General features: G+C 40.0%; 24 protein-coding genes. 16 read left to right on the top strand and 8 right to left on the bottom strand.

Annotation, left to right across the window (positions count from 1 at the left end):
* The first annotated feature begins 68 nt into the window (after positions 1 to 68).
* The 7 genes from PQG45_RS09680 to PQG45_RS09650 all read left to right on the top strand — a co-directional run bounded on the left by PQG45_RS09680 (position 69) and on the right by PQG45_RS09650 (position 6,264).
* Positions 69 to 383 (top strand): transposase, encoded by a 315-nt coding sequence (locus PQG45_RS09680; RefSeq protein ID WP_130895643.1) that lies wholly within the window; start codon positions 69 to 71, stop codon positions 381 to 383.
* A complete protein-coding gene (locus tag PQG45_RS09675) occupies positions 380 to 1,387 on the top strand; it encodes an IS3 family transposase (RefSeq protein WP_236633171.1) in 1,008 nt (335 codons plus the stop codon). Before PQG45_RS09680 ends, PQG45_RS09675 begins: the two co-directional genes overlap by 4 nt.
* Positions 1,388 to 1,515: 128 nt before the next feature.
* The gene (locus PQG45_RS09670; protein ID WP_236633172.1) at positions 1,516 to 2,241 is read left to right on the top strand and encodes a superoxide dismutase; all 726 of its coding nucleotides are present in this window, start codon (positions 1,516 to 1,518) and stop codon (positions 2,239 to 2,241) included.
* 240 nt (positions 2,242 to 2,481) lie between these two features.
* The gene (locus PQG45_RS09665) at positions 2,482 to 3,330 is read left to right on the top strand and encodes an alpha/beta hydrolase (protein ID WP_161566474.1); all 849 of its coding nucleotides are present in this window, start codon (positions 2,482 to 2,484) and stop codon (positions 3,328 to 3,330) included.
* A 236-nt stretch (positions 3,331 to 3,566) separates the two neighbouring features.
* Positions 3,567 to 5,114, top strand: coding sequence for a Fic family protein (locus tag PQG45_RS09660; protein ID WP_315574527.1), 1,548 nt, complete (start codon positions 3,567 to 3,569; stop codon positions 5,112 to 5,114).
* Positions 5,115 to 5,138: 24 nt separating this feature from the next.
* Entirely contained in the window at positions 5,139 to 5,954 is an 816-nt protein-coding gene (locus PQG45_RS09655; protein WP_315574525.1) for an AraC family transcriptional regulator, read from the top strand.
* 67 nt (positions 5,955 to 6,021) lie between these two features.
* Positions 6,022 to 6,264 (top strand): hypothetical protein, encoded by a 243-nt coding sequence (locus PQG45_RS09650; RefSeq protein ID WP_316070782.1) that lies wholly within the window; start codon positions 6,022 to 6,024, stop codon positions 6,262 to 6,264.
* Between the two features lie 77 nt (positions 6,265 to 6,341).
* Here the strand turns inward: PQG45_RS09650 and PQG45_RS09645 are convergent, their stop codons facing one another.
* The 3 genes from PQG45_RS09645 to PQG45_RS09635 form a co-directional block, all read right to left on the bottom strand.
* Positions 6,342 to 7,361 carry a formylglycine-generating enzyme family protein gene (locus PQG45_RS09645; protein WP_316070781.1) on the bottom strand — a complete coding sequence of 340 codons (1,020 nt, stop codon included), beginning with the start codon at positions 7,359 to 7,361 and terminating at the stop codon, positions 6,342 to 6,344.
* Between the two features lie 44 nt (positions 7,362 to 7,405).
* The gene (locus tag PQG45_RS09640) at positions 7,406 to 9,055 is read right to left on the bottom strand and encodes a sulfatase family protein (protein ID WP_316070780.1); all 1,650 of its coding nucleotides are present in this window, start codon (positions 9,053 to 9,055) and stop codon (positions 7,406 to 7,408) included.
* Between the two features lie 98 nt (positions 9,056 to 9,153).
* Complete coding sequence (locus PQG45_RS09635) at positions 9,154 to 9,828, bottom strand: DUF5715 family protein (RefSeq protein WP_316070779.1); 675 nt, start codon at positions 9,826 to 9,828, stop codon at positions 9,154 to 9,156.
* Positions 9,829 to 10,094: 266 nt separating this feature from the next.
* Here PQG45_RS09635 and PQG45_RS09630 point away from each other — a divergent pair, with 266 nt between their 5' ends.
* The 4 genes from PQG45_RS09630 to PQG45_RS09615 all read left to right on the top strand — a co-directional run bounded on the left by PQG45_RS09630 (position 10,095) and on the right by PQG45_RS09615 (position 11,612).
* Positions 10,095 to 10,424: a carboxymuconolactone decarboxylase family protein gene (locus PQG45_RS09630; protein WP_315574518.1), complete on the top strand. Its 330-nt coding sequence runs from the start codon at positions 10,095 to 10,097 to the stop codon at positions 10,422 to 10,424.
* Between the two features lie 39 nt (positions 10,425 to 10,463).
* Positions 10,464 to 10,643, top strand: coding sequence for a hypothetical protein (locus tag PQG45_RS09625; RefSeq protein WP_315574516.1), 180 nt, complete (start codon positions 10,464 to 10,466; stop codon positions 10,641 to 10,643).
* 176 nt (positions 10,644 to 10,819) lie between these two features.
* Positions 10,820 to 11,224 (top strand): VOC family protein, encoded by a 405-nt coding sequence (locus PQG45_RS09620; RefSeq protein ID WP_315574514.1) that lies wholly within the window; start codon positions 10,820 to 10,822, stop codon positions 11,222 to 11,224.
* 40 nt (positions 11,225 to 11,264) lie between these two features.
* Positions 11,265 to 11,612: a hypothetical protein gene (locus PQG45_RS09615; protein WP_316070778.1), complete on the top strand. Its 348-nt coding sequence runs from the start codon at positions 11,265 to 11,267 to the stop codon at positions 11,610 to 11,612.
* Positions 11,613 to 11,619: 7 nt separating this feature from the next.
* Here the strand turns inward: PQG45_RS09615 and PQG45_RS09610 are convergent, their stop codons facing one another.
* Together PQG45_RS09610 and PQG45_RS09605 are read right to left on the bottom strand one after the other, a co-directional pair.
* On the bottom strand, positions 11,620 to 12,237 hold the full coding sequence (locus PQG45_RS09610) for a peptidoglycan DD-metalloendopeptidase family protein (RefSeq protein ID WP_316070777.1): 618 nt from the start codon (positions 12,235 to 12,237) through the stop codon (positions 11,620 to 11,622).
* 5 nt (positions 12,238 to 12,242) lie between these two features.
* Positions 12,243 to 13,163 (bottom strand): alpha/beta hydrolase, encoded by a 921-nt coding sequence (locus PQG45_RS09605; RefSeq protein WP_316070776.1) that lies wholly within the window; start codon positions 13,161 to 13,163, stop codon positions 12,243 to 12,245.
* Between the two features lie 201 nt (positions 13,164 to 13,364).
* Between PQG45_RS09605 and PQG45_RS09600 the strand changes: the two genes are divergently transcribed.
* Together PQG45_RS09600 and PQG45_RS09595 are read left to right on the top strand one after the other, a co-directional pair.
* Complete coding sequence (locus PQG45_RS09600) at positions 13,365 to 13,718, top strand: hypothetical protein (protein WP_316070775.1); 354 nt, start codon at positions 13,365 to 13,367, stop codon at positions 13,716 to 13,718.
* Between the two features lie 128 nt (positions 13,719 to 13,846).
* Entirely contained in the window at positions 13,847 to 15,043 is a 1,197-nt protein-coding gene (locus tag PQG45_RS09595) for an FAD-dependent monooxygenase (RefSeq protein WP_316070774.1), read from the top strand.
* A gap of 5 nt (positions 15,044 to 15,048) precedes the next feature.
* On the opposite strand, the gene PQG45_RS09590 is transcribed toward PQG45_RS09595, so the two are convergent.
* Both PQG45_RS09590 and PQG45_RS09585 read right to left on the bottom strand, forming a co-directional pair.
* The gene (locus PQG45_RS09590) at positions 15,049 to 15,603 is read right to left on the bottom strand and encodes a PIN domain-containing protein (RefSeq protein ID WP_316070773.1); all 555 of its coding nucleotides are present in this window, start codon (positions 15,601 to 15,603) and stop codon (positions 15,049 to 15,051) included.
* Positions 15,593 to 16,048: a helix-turn-helix domain-containing protein gene (locus PQG45_RS09585; RefSeq protein WP_315574501.1), complete on the bottom strand. Its 456-nt coding sequence runs from the start codon at positions 16,046 to 16,048 to the stop codon at positions 15,593 to 15,595. Before PQG45_RS09585 ends, PQG45_RS09590 begins: the two co-directional genes overlap by 11 nt.
* 239 nt (positions 16,049 to 16,287) lie before the next feature.
* Here PQG45_RS09585 and PQG45_RS09580 point away from each other — a divergent pair, with 239 nt between their 5' ends.
* The 3 genes from PQG45_RS09580 to PQG45_RS09570 are packed head-to-tail and all read left to right on the top strand — an operon-like array spanning position 16,288 to position 17,337.
* On the top strand, positions 16,288 to 16,680 hold the full coding sequence (locus PQG45_RS09580; RefSeq protein WP_316070772.1) for a DUF1398 domain-containing protein: 393 nt from the start codon (positions 16,288 to 16,290) through the stop codon (positions 16,678 to 16,680).
* A gap of 1 nt (position 16,681) precedes the next feature.
* A complete protein-coding gene (locus PQG45_RS09575; protein WP_315574497.1) occupies positions 16,682 to 17,056 on the top strand; it encodes a putative quinol monooxygenase in 375 nt (124 codons plus the stop codon).
* Positions 17,056 to 17,337 (top strand): hypothetical protein, encoded by a 282-nt coding sequence (locus PQG45_RS09570; protein WP_316070771.1) that lies wholly within the window; start codon positions 17,056 to 17,058, stop codon positions 17,335 to 17,337. The genes PQG45_RS09575 and PQG45_RS09570 overlap by 1 nt, the downstream gene beginning before the upstream one ends.
* Here the strand turns inward: PQG45_RS09570 and PQG45_RS09565 are convergent.
* On the bottom strand, positions 17,327 to 18,280 hold the full coding sequence (locus PQG45_RS09565) for an alpha/beta fold hydrolase (protein WP_316070770.1): 954 nt from the start codon (positions 18,278 to 18,280) through the stop codon (positions 17,327 to 17,329). The two genes, PQG45_RS09570 and PQG45_RS09565, sit on opposite strands and share 11 nt — an antisense overlap.
* Between the last annotated feature and the right edge of the window lie 71 nt (positions 18,281 to 18,351).

Below are 18,351 nucleotides of genomic sequence, written 5' to 3'. Positions count from 1 at the left end.
TGTACTAACCCCCTAATAGACTGGACTAAATTTTAAAAAGAGTTTAGAACCAATTAAATTAGGGAACTATGAAAAGAGAAAGAAGAATTTTCAGTCCGGAGGATCGCTTAGCTATTCTTCAAGAAGGACAGCGAGAAGGCAATGTTGTTACTTGTCGGAAGTATCATTTATCACCTAGTCTATATGCTAAGTGGAGGACTAAATACCTTTCCAAAGGAGTTGAAGGGTTAAAGTCTGCCTATAAGCGAATAGATCCAGAGCTTAGAGCTTTGGAAGAAGAAAACGAACGATTGAAACGAATTATCGCTCGACAAGCATTGGAGATAGAATTCAAATCAGAGCTTTTAAAAAAAAGCCCTGTGCTAACCAAGACAAGAAGATGATCGTCTCACAATACATTCAACAGGCTCCTACACGTATGCTTTTATCTTGGTCTAACCTTCCTTCCAGCGTTTACTATTATAAGTCTACAGGTGGAAAACCGGGCGTTAAAGCCAGTTCTCATACGTGGAAACAAGATGGAGAGAAGGTCGAAAATCAGATCGTTATCGAGCAAATTAAAGACATCCTCTCGCAAGAATTTTGCTGCTACGGGTATGAAAATGTAACAGGGGAATTACGCAAGCTTGATTATTACATTAACAAGAAAAAAGTTTACCGATTAATGGACGAACACAACCTGCTTTTGGGTAAAGTGATACGAACCAGCGGCAAACGCAAGTTTGTCCAGCACCGTAAGATTCAGGCTTCCTATCCAATGGAATACCTATGCCTAGACATTAAATACGTCTATGTACACGGCGAAAAAAGAAACTTTTACTTGCTAACAATCATCGATGTCTTTTCTCGTAAAATCGTGGATCAGATATTTCAAAAAAGCATCAAACAAATTGATGTCATCAATGCATTTAGACGAATAAACAACGAATACGGAATCAAAGGAGTAACCATTCGAAATGACAATGGATCTCAATTTATCGCCAACAACGTAAAGCAATACCTTCGCACAGCGGAAGCCAATCAAGAGTTCACTCACATCGCAACACCGGAAGAAAATTCCTACATCGAAGCCTTTCATTCCATCATTCAGCGGGAAGTAATCGAACGTTACGAATTCACGGGGTTTTATGATGCAAAACAAACAATATTCGCACACACCATCTGGTATAACACCCGAAGATTCCACAAAGCAATCAAAATGACACCCATTGAAAAATGGGAACAAAATATCCACATCACGAACCAAAAACGTCTCGAACAAAATTTATCCGAAAACCAAAACGAAAATGTGGATGATTTAAATCAAAATTATAAATACTTTAGACAAAATTTAAACCCAAAAACAAACAATTATTACACAACTCTTTCAACAAATGTGTCCAAGTAATTAGGGGTTGGTACAGTATCAATTCAAACAACAAAAACAATTGCAAGATCCGACAAGAGAGGGAGCAATAATGATAAAAAGGTTATACTTTTATAGTGTAACCTTTTTTTATGCACTAATTAATATAAATGATGGATAGAAATGAATTTCTTAAAACTAGCGGAATGCTCTCCGTGGCTTCCATTTTACCTTTAGAAGGATTATTTGCAACTAATTTGACTAATAATCGAATTGATAAATTAGTTGATGAAAATGGACATTTTGTTTTACAGCCTTTACCATATTCAGAGTCGTTCTTAGAACCTTATATGGATGCTGAGACGGTGCACCTTCATTATACTTTTCATCACGGTGGGGCTACAAAAGCTGCGAATGTAGATGTAAAAAAAATTCAGGAGGCAATGGATTCTAATAATTTTGAAACAGTTGATTATTGGACGAAGAAATTAGCGTTTCATTCGTCCTCTCATATTTTGCATTCCATTTTTTGGACAAATCTTACCAATAAACAATTGTCTCCTACTGGAAATTTATTAAAGCAAATTGAAAAAGATTTTGGGAGCTATGAAAAATTAAAATTATATCTAGCCCAAACTTCAAAAAATGTAGATGGTAATGGCTGGGGGATACTTGCATATCAACCTATGACAAAGAAACTTGTTGTTCTACAATGTGAAAACCACGAAAAACTAACTCAATGGGGTTGCGTGCCAATTCTGGTTATTGATGTTTGGGAACATTCATATTACCTAAAGTACAAAAACAAAAGAGCAGACTTTGTAGATACGTTATTTAAAATCATCAATTGGGAAAACGTGGCAGATAGATTTAACAACGCGACCAAATTAATTTGAATATAGGGTTCCTTTAAAATTGCACGAAGTTCAACCCTGCAATTTCTTAATAGTCACATACTCAATCATCGCATTATTTTGCATTTTTCGTCTGTAAGGGGAGCCACACTGGACAAGCCGATCAGAAATGATCGGCTTTTTTGTTGTCCTTCAGTGAGTTAGGCTAGTTGCATCTTTTTATTTTTCAATAGAATTTATTATTCTTATATTTCAAAAAATTATATCACAAATTCAATTGAAATGAAATACCTATTTACTTTTATCCTTCTAATTGCTAGCATTATTTCAAGTAATGCTCAATGGAGTAAATTACCTATACATACAGATGAGATTAACCACACGTCTAAATTAAACCATAGAACCTATAAGGTTTCTGTTGCATTGCCATCTAGTTATAACCCAGAAAATAAGTATCCTGTTTATTATTTATTGGATGGATATTATGCTTTTCCTATCGCAAAAGAATCAATGAAAGCTTTAAAAATGGGAAATTTATCAAAGGACTTCATACTAGTTTCAATAGCAGGAGATGAAACCAATGATTACGATTGGTTATTGAATCGTTGGACAGATTATACTTTTACACAAAAAATCAAGAAGGATAGTACCTATAGCAAAATCTGGAATTTTTCATCACCTGCTTTGGTTTCTGGAGGAGGAGATATATTCTATAATATCATTACAAAAGAAATAATTCCTTTAATCGATTCAAAGTATAGTACAAATAATGAGAGAGGATTATCAGGTCATTCACTAAGTGGGTTATATGTGGCTAACGCATTGTTTAAATCTGATGGTATTTTTACTAAGTTTGGAATTAATAGCCCATCTTTTTTATTTTGGGATAACGATATTATGGAAGCCGAGGCTAAATATGCTTCAGCCAATTCAACGTTAAAAGTAGATGTATTTTTCTCAATTGCTGAATTAGAAGACGGGTTTGATAATCTATTGAGATTCGAAACACTCTTAAAAAAATACAATGGGTTTAATTCGAAATTGGTTGTTTTTAAAGATGAAACGCACAATTCTGTTGGCCCAGCAATGATAGCTAGAACAATGAGGGAGCTTTATTCAAATAAAGACTAACTAACTCTTCAGTTTCCTAATTGTAACATACTCAATCATTGCATTATTTTGCATCTTTCGTCTGTAAGGGGAGCCCTTAAAAAGACCTTACGTTTTGTAAGGTCTTTTTTGTTTTAATAGGTCAAATCATTTCTTTATAACATTGCAATTAATTCTATATATTTACATCAAATTATAACAAACACACAGCGTTAAATTATAATAAATACACGGCGAGATATTATAACTAATACACAATGGCAACACCCGCAGAAAAATTAGCGGAATCACTAAAAGTTCTCCAAGTAATACAAGGTAAAGGTATTATAGCGATTAAGTCGGAAGATTTAAGTAGAACCCATAAAGACCGTCTTATCGCAAATGGTTTCATAAGAGAAGTTATTAGAGGTTGGTACATTGCAGTGAATCCTGAAGAAAGTAAAGGGAATAGCACATCTTGGTTCACGTCCTATTGGGGATTTTGCTCAAGGTTCTTGGAAGACCGATATGGTGATGAATATTGTGTTTCAGCAGAACAGTCCTTATTGCTGCATTCAGGGAATGAGGTTGTTCCAATTCAGATGATTATTAGGTCGGTAAAGGGTAAAAACAATAACACTCCTTTATTATTTAAATCGTCTTTATTCTGTATGAAATCGCCATTATCAGAATTAGAAAGTGTAGAAGTTAAAAATGGGTTACGAATATTAAACTTACCATCTTCCATTATTTATTGTTCTCCTACCATTTTTGTTAGCAATCCAATTGATGTAAGAACAGCGTTAAGTATGATAAATGACGCTTCTGAAATAGTAGGATTGTTGTTAGATGGTGGACATAGTTTGAAAGCCGGAAGAATCGTGGGAGCTTTTAGAAATATAGGGAATTCTAAAATAGCGGATGAGATTTTGAAAACGATGAAGTCAGCAGGTTATGACGTCCGCGAAAAAGACCCATTTGAACAAATGACTCCAATACCCTTATCTTCAAGAGAACGTTCTCCATATTGCAATAGAATCCGTTTAATGTGGTTTGAAATGCGGGATGTAGTAATTAAAGTTTTTCCCAAACCTTCAGCTATTAATTTTCTTGACAAAGCGACATTTCTAAAAAATATGGATGAAATCTATGTTACGGATGCGTACCACTCATTATCCATTGAAAAATACAAAGTGACTCCCGAACTGATTGAAAGGGTTAAAAGCGGAAAATGGAATTTAGTAGATAATGAAGAAGATAAAAAACATAGAGATGCTATGGCTGCAAGAGGGTATTGGCTTGCTTTTAATAGTGTAAAAGACAGTATTGAAAAAATTATGGATGGTGGTGATTTAGGTAAGATACTTTTGGAAGAACATAGCGATTGGTTTAGAGAGTTATTTTCACCCAGTGTAACATCCGGCATTTTAAAGCCATCTGATTTAGCTGGGTATAGAAGACATCAAGTTTATATTGGACAATCACAACACGTCCCTGTAAATATGGATGCTCTAAGAGATGTAATGCCCATTTTATTTGAATTAATCTCAGAAGAACCGGAAGCATCAGTTAGAGCGGTGTTAGGACATTTCTTTTTTGTTTATATTCACCCTTACATGGATGGTAACGGTAGAATGGGTAGGTTCTTAATGAATGCAATATTGGCTTCGGGAGGATATAAATGGATGGTAATACCTGTTCAAAAAAGAGATGATTATATGAACTCTCTTGAAATGGCAAGTGTCCAACAGAATATAGAGCCCTTTGCGAAATTCATCGGAGATTTGGTAAAATTAACCATGGCCGGTAAACCTGCCGCGGAGTAATGATTTAGAAAATCTCTCTTTTTTGTGATAAAAACCATTGAACCTTCTTCTCCCATTTTGAGAAAGTACGTAGAATGCTTCTATTTTTACGAGGGCAAATCGAACTCTTCTTTTAGTTATTTAGCGTTCCCGCATTTTAACACGGGCCTTTCTTTTATGAAAGGGGCGTCGGTTCAAAGGCAAGATTGGACTCTTCATGTTTCAGAAAATAGGACGGATAGCGTACATATTGAAATACTTGGTAAGTATACGACACCGGTTTTCTTGGAATACAAAGGAACATTAAGAGAGATTTCGATCATCTTTAAGCCTCTAGGAATAAACCGATTTTTTAAGGACAACTATCTTTCCTTGGCGCCTCATTTTTCTCAGGAATTAGTGAATGATGTGTGGAGAAAATTGGGTGAAACTTTATTTTGTGAGGATGATGATATTAACAAAATAGAATCATTTTTGCTTTCTCAATTTGGTGATCATCCTGAGTTTTCTACCATTGACAAAGCGTTAACGTTGATAGAAAATAGCGATGAAAAAATGGCTATATCCACCATCGCAAGTAAAGTAGGACTGAATGCTAAAACCTTTCATAGGTATTTCCAAAAACACATGGGTTGTAGTCCCGTTGAATACCGTAGAATTTTTCGATTTAGAAGCTCTTTAACGAACAAGTTGAATAGTGCGGAATGGAAGAATTTAACGGATATTACTTATGAAGGAGGGTATTATGACCAGTCCTATTTCATTAAAGAGTTTAGAAAAATCACTCATCATAATCCTAAAGACTTTTTCAAATCTACAAGTAAAGTAGTCGGCGACAAGATTATTTGGGAAATTAAATAGTGTCCTAAAAGTACAATTTTGATCGAATTCTGGCGCTTAATTTTGGGATAAATTAAACGATATCTCCATGAAAACATCATTTAACAAGTTCCTCTACATCGGTTTTTTACTATTAGGATTATTTCAAGCCCTTTTCTCTAAAGATTATATGCAAGCAGCGGCTTCGCTGGGTATAGGTTTAACATTTGACCCATTCAATCCAGAACAAAAATGGGGTGACAGGCCTACTTGGCAAAAAATGGTCCTCATTGTAAATCTATCTATTGTATTTGGATTGATATTTATTGAAATCTTCAATCTATTTTTCTAATTCAAATAAGGCCTTTCAGTTCATTTTAATTACACCAAAGAACAGGGTACACCTGCGTAGTTCGTTGTTGATTACATTTAGTCCATCACACAACGAAAACCGGTATGCTGCAAGCCTGAGTCCGGGCTTGACTTCATTCGTGCGGAGCACCGGTAACTAGAACAATACCCATCATTGCATAAAAAAGAACCGCCGCGCATGACGCGTTTGGCAACACCGGGTTCATCCGGATCATGACTTGAGGAAGGGCCTTGCGGGTTTAGAATCGGACTTTTTTTGTAATAATCGGCGCGGTACCAATCCACGCACCATTCCCATACATTTCCAGCGGTATCATATAATCCATAGCCATTTGCAGGGAAAGATTTAACTGGAGCGGTGGTCGTTTTATACCCGTCTAATGCTTGATCTTCATAGGGGAAATGCCCTTGGAAACTATTCGCTTTATACGGGGCGGAATTTACCGACACGTCCCCCCAGGGGTAAATCTTATTTTTTAATCCCCCACGGCTGGCCCACTCCCATTCCGCTTCTGTGGGTAATCTTTTGCCGGCCCAACGGGCATAGGCGGCTGCATCATCCCATGAAATATGAACGACGGGATGATTTTCTCGTCCTTGAATTGTTGAGCCTGGACCCGTGGGATGGCGCCAGTCGGCCCCTCGTTTAAACGCCCACCATTGGGAATAGTCCGTTAAATCGACTGGGCCTGTCGTGGGAACGAATACCAAAGAACTGGGCGCCAAAAGTGAATCTGCCGGTTTAGGCGTTCCCTTTGGAACTTGCTTTGACAACTCCTCCCAATCAATCGCCTTTTCAGCCGTGGTTATGTAGCCTGTCGATTTAACAAATGCCGCAAACGCCGCATTGCTTACCTCCGTTTCATCCATCCAAAAGGCCTTAACACGCACTTGATGAACCGGGTATTCGTCTGCACGACCCTGCGCATCGTGTGAGCCCATGGAAAATATGCCTGCCGGAATACGCTTCATCCCAGCATGGGATTTCAACGTAGGTTTAGGACTAATCGATTTAATTTGCTTCAGCCGATTGGGTATGGAAACGTGGCATATAGGGATTGGGATCTGACTGGACACAGACAGTGTGATGACTAATAAATAAAGGGTAATAGAATACCGACTCATTTTCTTTTGGCTTTCATCTCCGCCGCCTTTTGTTTTGGCACCCCGAATACTTTTCCTTCCACAGCGTCATTCAAAAAGCGATCAATGTAGCCGTTGCTGATGGTGCTATTGTCCTTGTATTTCAGTCGTAATGCGTCTAATTGCTTATGCAATGTCTTTCGTATCGAAGCATACGCCGGATCATTGTAGACATTCTTTAATTCCAAAGGGTCCTTCTCGCGGTCAATAAGCTCCCAAGCATCTGTAGAAAAATAGTAATGAATTAACTTATATTTCTTCGTCACGATGGCATAATGTCGATTCACCATGTGTTCTGCGGGGTATTCATAATAGTGGTAATATACCGCATCGCGTTTCCAAGATTTACCCGTCATCAGCGGGATTAGACTTTGGCCTTGCATGTCTTTGGGAGCTGGGACACCGGCCGCATCCAAAAAGGTTTGGGCAAAATCGAGGTTTTGAACTAAGGCATCTGATTTTTGACCGGCTTTAATTTGGCTTGGCCACGACACCATCAGCGGAGTCTTAAAGGATTCATCATAGATGAAACGCTTATCAAACCAACCGTGCTCGCCCAAGTAAAATCCTTGGTCGGAGGTATACACAATAATCGTGTTTTCCATCAAATTATTCGCTTCCAAATAATCCAATAAACGGCCTACGTTCTCATCGACTGATCGTAAGGTTCCGAGATAATCTTGCATGTAGCGTTGAAATTTCCAGCGCATTTTATCTTGCTCCGTCATGCTCGGATAGGCCTTGATGAATTCCGCATTAATCCGATCGTAAACGCGGTCAAAATTCGCTTTTTGGCTCGGATTTAACCGGCCCATTTCAGCAGCGAAACGACGCTTATCAAAACCGATTTCGGGGATTTTCAATGAGTCCATCGTGGCCGGATAAATTTTGTTATCCCCGGCCCAGCTCATACTGGTTAGGATATTCATTTCGGCTTCCTTGGCGGGAGATGTCCGACCGGAATAATCATCAAAAAGCGTCTTGGGTTCCGGGTATGTTTTCTGCGTCATTTCATCCAAATGCCGTTCTGCCATCAACCAGGAACGATGTGGCGCCTTGTGTAAATACATCAACATGAATGGTTTTTCAGGCGTTCGCTCCTGCTTTAGCCAGTCCAAAGTCATGTCGGTAATTATATCCGTCACATAGCCATTGACTTTGATATTTCCCTCCTTTTTTGTGATGAAATCGGGGTTGTAATAATTGCCTTGGTCGGGCAAGATTTTGAACTGATCAAAGCCCTTTGGGCTATTCCCAAAATGTAGTTTCCCAAACATCGCCGTTTGGTATCCGTTCGCCTGTAAAATCTGCGGGAAGGTAATGTTCGTTGTATCGAATTTGAAGTGATTATCGACCTTGCCATTTAGGTGTGAATGCTTACCGGTTAGGATCGTGGCCCGACTGGGCGCACAGATGGAATTGGTCACACTGGCATTTGTAAACAGGATACCTTTTTTGGCAATGCGGTCTATGTTGGGAGTCGAAATTAAGCGTTGGTCGTATGCCGAAATGGCCTGATAAGCATGGTCGTCCGACATGATGAAAATGATGTTCGGACGCTTATTGGTTTGCGCTAAAATTTGTGAATAGCTCACGCAGATGAGCAATCCAATTAAAATATGTTTCATGTAAATAGGTTTTACGCAAGTAAATTAGACAAATTAAGCAAGCAGACCAAAAAAGGAGAATGCTTCGTTGGCAAATTAAGTAGATCCTTTTGTTATTGCTATCGGCAGGTAATGTGAAGACACTTCATGTTCGTTTCGTATTTGACATAACATAGCCCTTCGTCCTTTAATTTTGCTAAGGATTGAATAAATAATTCCTTCTGTTTCAAGTCCGTTTTCTTGAATAAATAACTAATATCGATTGTCTTTCCCTTCAGGTGCGCTGAATTTTCAATCGCATTTCCATTACGCTTTCTAAGTGCTTTGACTGATTCTTTTGTCCGCACGGCACTGGTAATCCGAAAAGGAATATAAGCCAACTTATTTTGGATACATCGGGCTCGATACTCCCGAGCTAGTCGGTTGATAAACCTGTATCCCTTTGGTAAAAGGCCAGGTAAGGAGGCGTCCATCTGTTCAACTTCGTAGTTTTCAGAAGTCTTGATTTCCATTAAAATGCGCCGATCAAGCAGTTTTTGTAAATCCTTAAAATCCTCTCGGGGTTTGATTCCTTCATAGCGATAAGCATTTTCATGTTCTGCCACACCGTCCTGAAACAATTCTTCACAATTCTTGCAGGAGCTATCATAGAAAATAGCGTCCCATGCGATCAATTTTTTAATTATTCGCTTGATTTGCCGGGGATACAGCATGCCCACAATGAACACGATGACAAAGATTGAGCCTATTAGGAGCAGCGAAATTTGTTTGAATTTGGTGTTGATTACGCTCATTATGCAAATTTTCCAAGCCCAGCATGCTTGACTTTTTATCACGAATTGGGTTACAAGTAAGGTAAATGGGACCGGTTCTAAGGAGAAAGATTCCACGGATACGAATATAGTAAAAATCTAAATTTTCTATTGATTGTCTTCGATTTGTCAGCGGCGCGGAAATTAAAATGCGGTTAAATTCTTTGCTTTAAAACGAATTCTAAATTGTGAAAACGGAAATTTTTTATGCTTTCATCTTTAGTATATTTGTTGAAACGATTTAAAAGATGAGCGAAGAAAAAGAAGTATCTGCAGCAGAGAAAATGTTAGGTGATTTTGCCCCTAGACTTTTGGGTTACACTGACAACGTATTGTTTGGCGATGTATGGGAAGGCAAGGCGCTTTCGAGACGCGAGCGGAGCCTGATAACCGTGGCGGCTTTGGTGGCGGGAGAGCACTCCAACCAACTCAAATTTCATTTAAATTATGCCAAAGAACACGGCTTAACGGAAGCCGAACTGGTAGAAGTTATCACCCACTTGGCTTTTTATGTTGGTTGGCCTAAAGCGATGACCGCCATTATGATTGCGAAAGAGGCGTTTGAGCAAGATAAATAATGTAATCAATTGGTGTCAACCCATTGTGCTTTATACAAAATGAAAGAAAACAAAAACCCCAACACCGGATCAGGAATCGCTGTAGGCTCCGCAATCGGAGTTGCATTAGGATATGCGTTTGGGAAAAACACGCCTAATTCCTCTCAATACATTGCTTTGGGATTGGCTTTAGGAGCTGCTTTAGGCGCTATCATTGATTTTTTTAATAGGCCCAAATAAATGGTATAAGGTAAAAGCGTTCAATGCATGATCTGTTACTCGTTTCCCTTTTATAAATAATGTTACTTCCCATGAAATAACGAGCAAGTCGATCTTCCTTGATCGGCTTTTTTATTGTCTATATGTAAGTTCTAAATGGCAGATTCCATAACTTTAAGGATTCAATTAATAATTTCATGGCGAATCAAATCTTTATTAACCTTGCGGTGCAAGACCCAGAAAAATCGATGGCATTTTATACGGCTATGGGATTCAAGAATAATCCCCAATTCTCAGATGAAAGCGGCAAATGCATGGTTTGGTCAGACAATATTTTTCTGATGATCCTCTCACATGAGAAGTTTTCGAGTTTTACCAAAAAGCCGATTGCCGATACAAAATCGTCCATTGCAGCCTTGCTTTCTTTGTCCATGGAAAGCACAGCAGAAGTCAACCATGTGGTGGATTGTGGCCTAAGTGCCGGTGGTATAGAACCCAATGAGATGCGTGATTATGGCTTTATGGTACAGCGAACCCTAGAAGACTTCGATGGCCACACATGGGAAATATTTCACATGGATATGTCGAAATTACCGGCTTAGGCGCCCCATTTAAATACCTTTTAAAGTAGACCCTTTTACTATGAAAATATTAGCCTTCATCCTTTCCCTATTTTTATTTGCCTTTTCGGCTTCGGCCCAAGAAAATAGTAACATTAGCTTCTCCAATGATTACAAAGATGTTTATCATCTTTCGCTGATTATCTACACGCCGGATGGGAAAATGCAAACACGTGTAAGTAATTTGGCGCCTAACGAAATCAAATCCTATTCTTTGCCCGTAAACACCGAGATTTATATCGCTGATAATAAACAGGAGGCTTTTGCCATGAAGGGCAATGACATTAAATCAACAGGCGTGAAGCCCTATCTAGTTTTGAAAGAGTCAGATGCCAAACTTGTCATCCAACTCAGTTCCATCAACCTCTGATGGCGTATCAAAAACGCGCCGGATCCGGACAGTTTTGGGCATAAAAATCTACATCGCGCAGCGAACAAACGCCCGGATAATCCCCCTGAAATCCCTGCATATCACGGATTAATTGGAAATGCAAGTGTGGTGGCCATCCCCCATTTTCATCGGGTTTTCCGAGGTGGCAAAGCTTTTGGCCTGCGGGAATCTGCATGCCAACTTCCAGACTTTCTAAATCCGAACTTGCTAAATGCCCATATAAACTGTAGATTTTTTCCGCTGGGTGAAATAAAATGATCGTTGGCCCATAATTTCCAGAGCCCGGATTAACCTGAAAGCTTTGTACTACGCCAGCTAATGGTGCAAAAACCGGTGTACCCGCGTCAGCCCAAAAATCCATACCCAAGTGGATATTTCGGAAATCGGCGGAGGCTGTCGCGAAGTTCTCGTGAGATTCATAGATGACACGATGCTCCAAATATCCTCCATAGCCAATCTTGCCAGCTAATTTCGCGTTGATATATTCACAGAAGGCGGATGTGTTCCCATAAACGGAGGAATTTAATTCCGTATTCGTAGCACTAAGATCGAGCGCGATGCTATTGGATGGGCTTAATGCTACGGTAAATAAGCGATCAATCATAAGTATTATTCCCCTTTTCCTGCTACTAAAAACTTATTCACATCCAACCAATGCATAAAGGCATCAAACCATTTATTGCTCGTCCGGTTCGGATTTCCTAAGCCAAAACCATGTCCGCCATTTTGATATAAATGAAACTCAACCGGTCGGCCAGCCTTAAACCAGGAATCTATCACCCCAAATTGGCCATTAAATAAGAAGTCGTCCGAGGCAATGACATTGAACATCGGCGGAGCGTTTGTAGGTACTTTTACCGGGCCCATGCCGCCATAAATAGGGCCAATAAAGGCCAATTTCATGGTTTGTGAATTCAGTGTTGCATGCATCGTTAAACCGGCACCCGCAGAGAATCCAATCATCCCGATTCGCTTGGTGTCAACGCCCCATGAAGTAGCGTTTTTTAGAATCATCGCATAGGCCGCTTCAGCATCTTGTAGTTGATTGGTCAGATCCATTTGCGCCATAGGATTCGTATTTTTTGCCGCACTATCTGTTTTTACAGGAACGGGACGTGGGCGGTTCATCCAGGCCGTAAAATCCTCTAATTTTTCGGGCGTAGGGAACAGTCTGTACTTTAAAACGAAAGCAGTTATTCCTTTTTTGGCAAGCGCTTCTGCGACCTCCCATCCTTCATTTCCTAAGGATAACCAACGGTATCCTCCACCCGGCGCAACGATAACTGCTGTGCCGTTAGCTTTGCCCTTTTCAGGAAAAAATGGGGTTAAGGTCGCCGTGGAAATGTTACGTGCCATCGGGTCACCCCACTGACGAAACCAGGTCTCTGGTGCGGGCTGCTCCTTCACGGATCCCGTGTTTAAGGGAATGGCGTTGGGCTCTTTCGGGGTTTCTAAAGGATAAATCGTTCCATCTTGGGCGATGGTGGTGAATGTCAAACAGGTGAGAATGGCAATAAATAGCTTTTTCATAGTTTTACGAGGTTTAGAATGACAAGATAAATAATATGAGTTATGGATATGTAATGGTTTATCATTTAATTTGACTTATTAATTTCACTTGAATGAAACAATTCTTTACTAAGTATCGAAACCAAGTGATTGTGGGCGTTATAGTCTATCTCTTCTTGATTTTTAGAGATGTAATCAAGTCTGTTTTTTAGTCAATCAATTATGAAAAAAGTAGCCTTTATCCTTAGTCTTTTCTTGATGGCATTTTCTGCAAAAGCCCAGGACAATATTAACATCAATTTCTCCAATGATTACAAAGATGTGTATCATCTCTCGTTAATTATTTATACTCCAGATGGTAAAATACAAACCCGCGTTAGTAATCTAAATCCGGCTGAAACCAAGACTTATTCCTTACCTGCTCGTACAGAGATATTCATCGCAGATTATAAACAAGAAGCTTTTGCGATGAAAGGAAATGATATAAAAGCAACAGGTGTGAAACCTTTTCTTGTGCTGAAAGATTCGGATTCCGAAGTCCTTATTAAGTTAAGCTCTGTTAGGTCCGGATCATAATTTGCTTACATTTGGCCAAGCAATAGCTAACTAAAATATACCGGCAATTTCCCGAAAGCTCTTGATAAGTGCTGAGCGATATACCTACGCGATGTGCTATTGATTGTCATTGCAGGGTAAGAATTAATATGAAGGCAAAAAAAATACTCATCTCAGGCGCAAGCATAGCTGGTCCAACGCTTGCATTTTGGCTAAACCGATATGGTTTTGAAACTACGATTGTAGAACGGGCAGAATCATTACGTTTAGGGGGCCAAAACGTCGACATCAAAGGGGCTGCCCAAAAAATCGCACAATGGATGGGGATCGAAGAGGAGATTCGTGCAGCGGATACGGGTGAATTGGGTGTTTTATTTGTTGATGAAAACAATGTCACTAAGGCCGCTTTACCGAAAGGCGAATCCAATTTGGGAACGAGTGAATTAGAAATTCTTCGTGGGGACTTGGTGAAGATTTTATACGAGCATACGAAGGAAAATGTTGAGTATCTTTTTGGCAATCAAATCATCGCGCTTGATGAACATCAAGATGGGGTAAAAGTCACTTTTCAAAACGGTGAAATCCGTGATTTTGATTTAGTTATTTGTGCGGATGGGATTCGCTCGCGAACGCGGAGTTTGATTTTTGGTGATGAGCCATTCGTGAAACCTGTGGGACTCTATGTCTCTTATTTTACGATTCCCAGAGCTTCGTCGGATAGTCGCTGGGCCCGCTGGTATAACGCGACCGATGCACGTGTGATCTTCATGCGTCCTGATAACGAAGGCACCACACGGGCATCCTTTTCGTTTATGTCGGAGCCCATGGGTTATGAAAAACTGTCACAAGAGGAGCAAAAAGCCTTGTTGCATGAAAAATTTGTGGATGCTGGTTGGGAAGCCCAGCGAGTCTTGGCCGCATTAGATAACAATGCGGAGGTCTATTTTGATGCCATCAGCCAAGTTTATGCACCCCGCTGGTCCAAAGGCCGTTGTGCCATGACGGGGGATGCCGCTTTTTGTCCATCGCCACTCACGGGCATGGGTGTTAGCCTGTCGGTGGTCGGTGCCTACATATTAGCGGGGGAATTATCTCGCCATGCCGATTACCCGGAAGCTTTTGAGGCATATGACAGGGCCTTTAGGCCTTATGTGACCAAGATTCAAAAACTTCCTCCGGGTGTTCCTAGGCTAGCTCACCCTAAAACGAAGCTCGGGATATTCTTCTTGAATACGATTCTCAACTTGATTTCGAGTAAGTTCGTGATAAAAATTGGGCAGCTATTTTCCGATAAGAATAAGTCCTCGACGGACGATACGATTGAGTTGGTGGAATATTGGAAATAAGGAATTTACAATAAGGCGTGGAGGTAGTCGGCAGTATCTTTTAAACCATTTTTTCGACAAAGATTAAGGACCTGATATTCGTCTAAGTCAGGTTTTTTCTTCTGAGAAACCATCATTTGAAAGGCGTCCAATGCAATTTCATGGTTAAGATCAATTAAAAAGTCGTCTACGTTTTTGGCCGCGATATTGAAGCCTTTCAAATACGATTCTGGGAAGTCTTTTAAATTATTGGTTACGATGATGCCAGCATTAGATTTAATCGCGGCTGCTAATACATGACGGTCTTTTAAATCCGGGAGTTTTAATGTTTTCGTTATAGATTCATAGTCTTGAACCTTAGCTCCGGGAAATGCCAAATTTACATTTTCAATGCGCTTTAGTATTTCTGCTTCTGAAACATTTTTTCGCCTCATAACATCAGCCCATTCCGAAAAAATATCAGGACTCCATTTGGGCGTATATAATTCATAGTGGGCAAACCATAGGAGGATATCCCGGGTCAAGATCGGATAAATGACGTTGGTGTCCAGAAAGCAGGTAAACTTAACGCTATGAATCATACAGCCCGAGGTCTTCATCCATTTTCATCATGTCGATAATTCGCGCGCGTTGTTTGGAATACATGTGGGCTTTGTATTGCGTGACATCTTCGTATTTAATCCGACGATGCTTTCCTACTTTGATAAAGGGAATTTCTCCATTTTCAAGCAATGAAATTAAATGGGGCCTAGAACATCCCAATAATTCGGATGCTGCTTGGGTCGTCATTTCTGTGGCAATAGGAACGATGGAAATGGGTTTACCTTGACTTGTCGCTTTTAGGATTGTTGCCAATAGCTTTAAGGCCTTTAGCGGAATCCTGATTTTTTCTGAGGTTTCTTCAATTTCAATTTCTGGGTTCGTTGCATGTAGGGATTCCAAAGTCGCAGATAGCGCTTCATAGGACTCTTTGGCAACCCTTTGCTCTTCTTTGGTAGGTCTACTTATTCTTGCTTCGGCATCCATTATTGTGAATTATTTTACGAAAATAAACGAAATAATTGAATTATTCGAAATAAATGAAATAATAACAATCTTTCGCTTTATTCTCGATTTAGGAACAAGTGAGACTAGCGATGCCAAAGATTTTATATCCTTTTGCCGACCTTGTTCTTAATTAATAAACAAGAGGGTAGAAATGAAGGTAAAGAAAATCCGATGATGGAAGTTAAACAGTATGAATTTTTGATCTTACAATCAAATTAATGATGTTCTCCCTCGACCAAATCACCTCCGCGCACAGCCGAGTAAAATCAGGCGCCGATTTCCCTCAATACATTCGTGATTTGAAAGCATTCGGTGTTTCGCATTACATAGCCTTTGTGGAGGATGGGCATGTAAACTACCATGGTACGCATCAGCATGTTGTTCAGGCGCCAGGAAAATATGATGCGCTCGTCTTATCTGAGTCTTTACGCGAAGATGTGTTTAAAGAAGAACTTTTGGCGCACCAACTGGGTAAAACGGATTATCCGACCTTCATTCGCATGTGTGCTGAAACAGGTATCTCAACGTGGGAGGTAAACATCGAAAAATTGACTTGTACGTATTTTGATATCGAGGGTAATCTCGTTTTAACAGAACAAATTCCAATTTAAAATGAAACAATACTTCATACTTCTCTTTCTACTTGTGTGTAGTCTAGTTCACGCTCAAGAAACAAATCGCATGCATCGAATCGCCAAAATTAAAGTTGACGCCAAGCAACTCGACGTCTACAAATCGCTATTAAAAGAGCAGATGAATACTGCGATTAACGTGGAGCCCGGCGTATTATCCTATACGGCGGTGGCCGACAAAAAAGACGCGACGAGCATTACTATATTCGAGGTCTATGCCAGCGTAGAAGCCTATCAGTCTCACATTCAGACACCTCATTTTAAGAAATATAAGGATGCTGTGAAGGACATGGTTTTGTCACTCGAATTGATCGACACGGATGTTGTTTGTCTCGCCAAGAAAGAAAATTTCTAATGAAATCATTTAAAGAATCCTTGTCTCAAGACGCCCCAGAACCACAGCTTTCGACAATCTTAAAAAGTCTTTGGTATGATGCCAAAGGCGATTGGGACAAAGCCCATGCGCTCATCGATCAGTTGGGCGACAGAGACTCCGCTTGGGTACACGCCTATTTACACCGCAAGGAAGGGGATATTTGGAATGCGGATTACTGGTATGCCCGTGCGAAGAAAACGCGGCCGGCGTATTCGCTCGATGAAGAATGGGCGAATTTGGTTTCGGCTTTTATCGGATAAATTTCAAAATCGATTCAACCACCTTCCCCGGTACCTCCTCCATGGGAACGTGGCCTACGTTTTTGTAGATTTCTGCCTTACTACCTTGGATATCTTTCAAGAAATTGTCCACATTATTCACACCAATCAGGTTATCCTTATCGCCCCATAAGATTAGCGTAGGTGTTTTGATGTCTTTTATTTTTGGTACAGGGGAATTCAAGAATCGCTTCGAACTACCCGTAAATGAACCCTTGAATATTTGCAAAGCCGCCGCCCGATTTCCTTCTCGTATTGCCACATCATGAAAGCGTTCCACCTGCGCGTCGGTTACACGTGCGGGATCATAGTAAACCGTTTCTAAACTTTTGCGCACCAAAAATTTCGGAGTCGCATACAATAACAAATTATTAATTACGGGAGTCGAAGCAATTTTGAAACCCAAAGAACCACTCTCTCCTTTTTTCGGATAACCTGCGGCGTCAATTAAAATCATTTTTGCAAGACCCTTCGGATTGTGAAGTGCATAATTCCACGAGATGGCCCCGCCCATCGAATTGCCCACCAAAATAAATCGCTTTATGTTTAATCGGGTCGTGAATGAATCGATGAATTTCGAATAATAGGTAAAATTATAGGCGTTTTCCGGCGATGGCCCCGTCAACCCAAAACCAGGTAAATCCAAGCTGATGATTCTCCGCTCAGCTTTTAAACCCATGGCCACACTGTCCCAGGTGTTTAATGAAGAAGACATACCATGCAATAAAATCAAGGGCACCGAATCACTTTGGACGCCTTCATCACGGTAATGCACTTGCATCCCTAAGATGGGCATAAACTTCGAATCTTGATTCGCATACAAGGGGATCAATTCCTCCACGGGGCGATCTCGCTTGCAAATGATGAATAATACAAAGAACAAGAATGCGAATATTCCGCCGACGATTTTAGAAGCTAGTTTCATGTGGAGTCGTTTTGAAGGCCTAAAAATACAGCATTGGAATCAAATAGCAGATTAAATCCTTTACTTTTGTT

Source organism: Aquirufa regiilacus, assembly GCF_032470275.1.
In the GTDB taxonomy this organism is placed as follows: domain Bacteria; phylum Bacteroidota; class Bacteroidia; order Cytophagales; family Spirosomataceae; genus Aquirufa; species Aquirufa regiilacus.
This window is presented reverse-complemented; position numbering and strand designations above follow the sequence as displayed.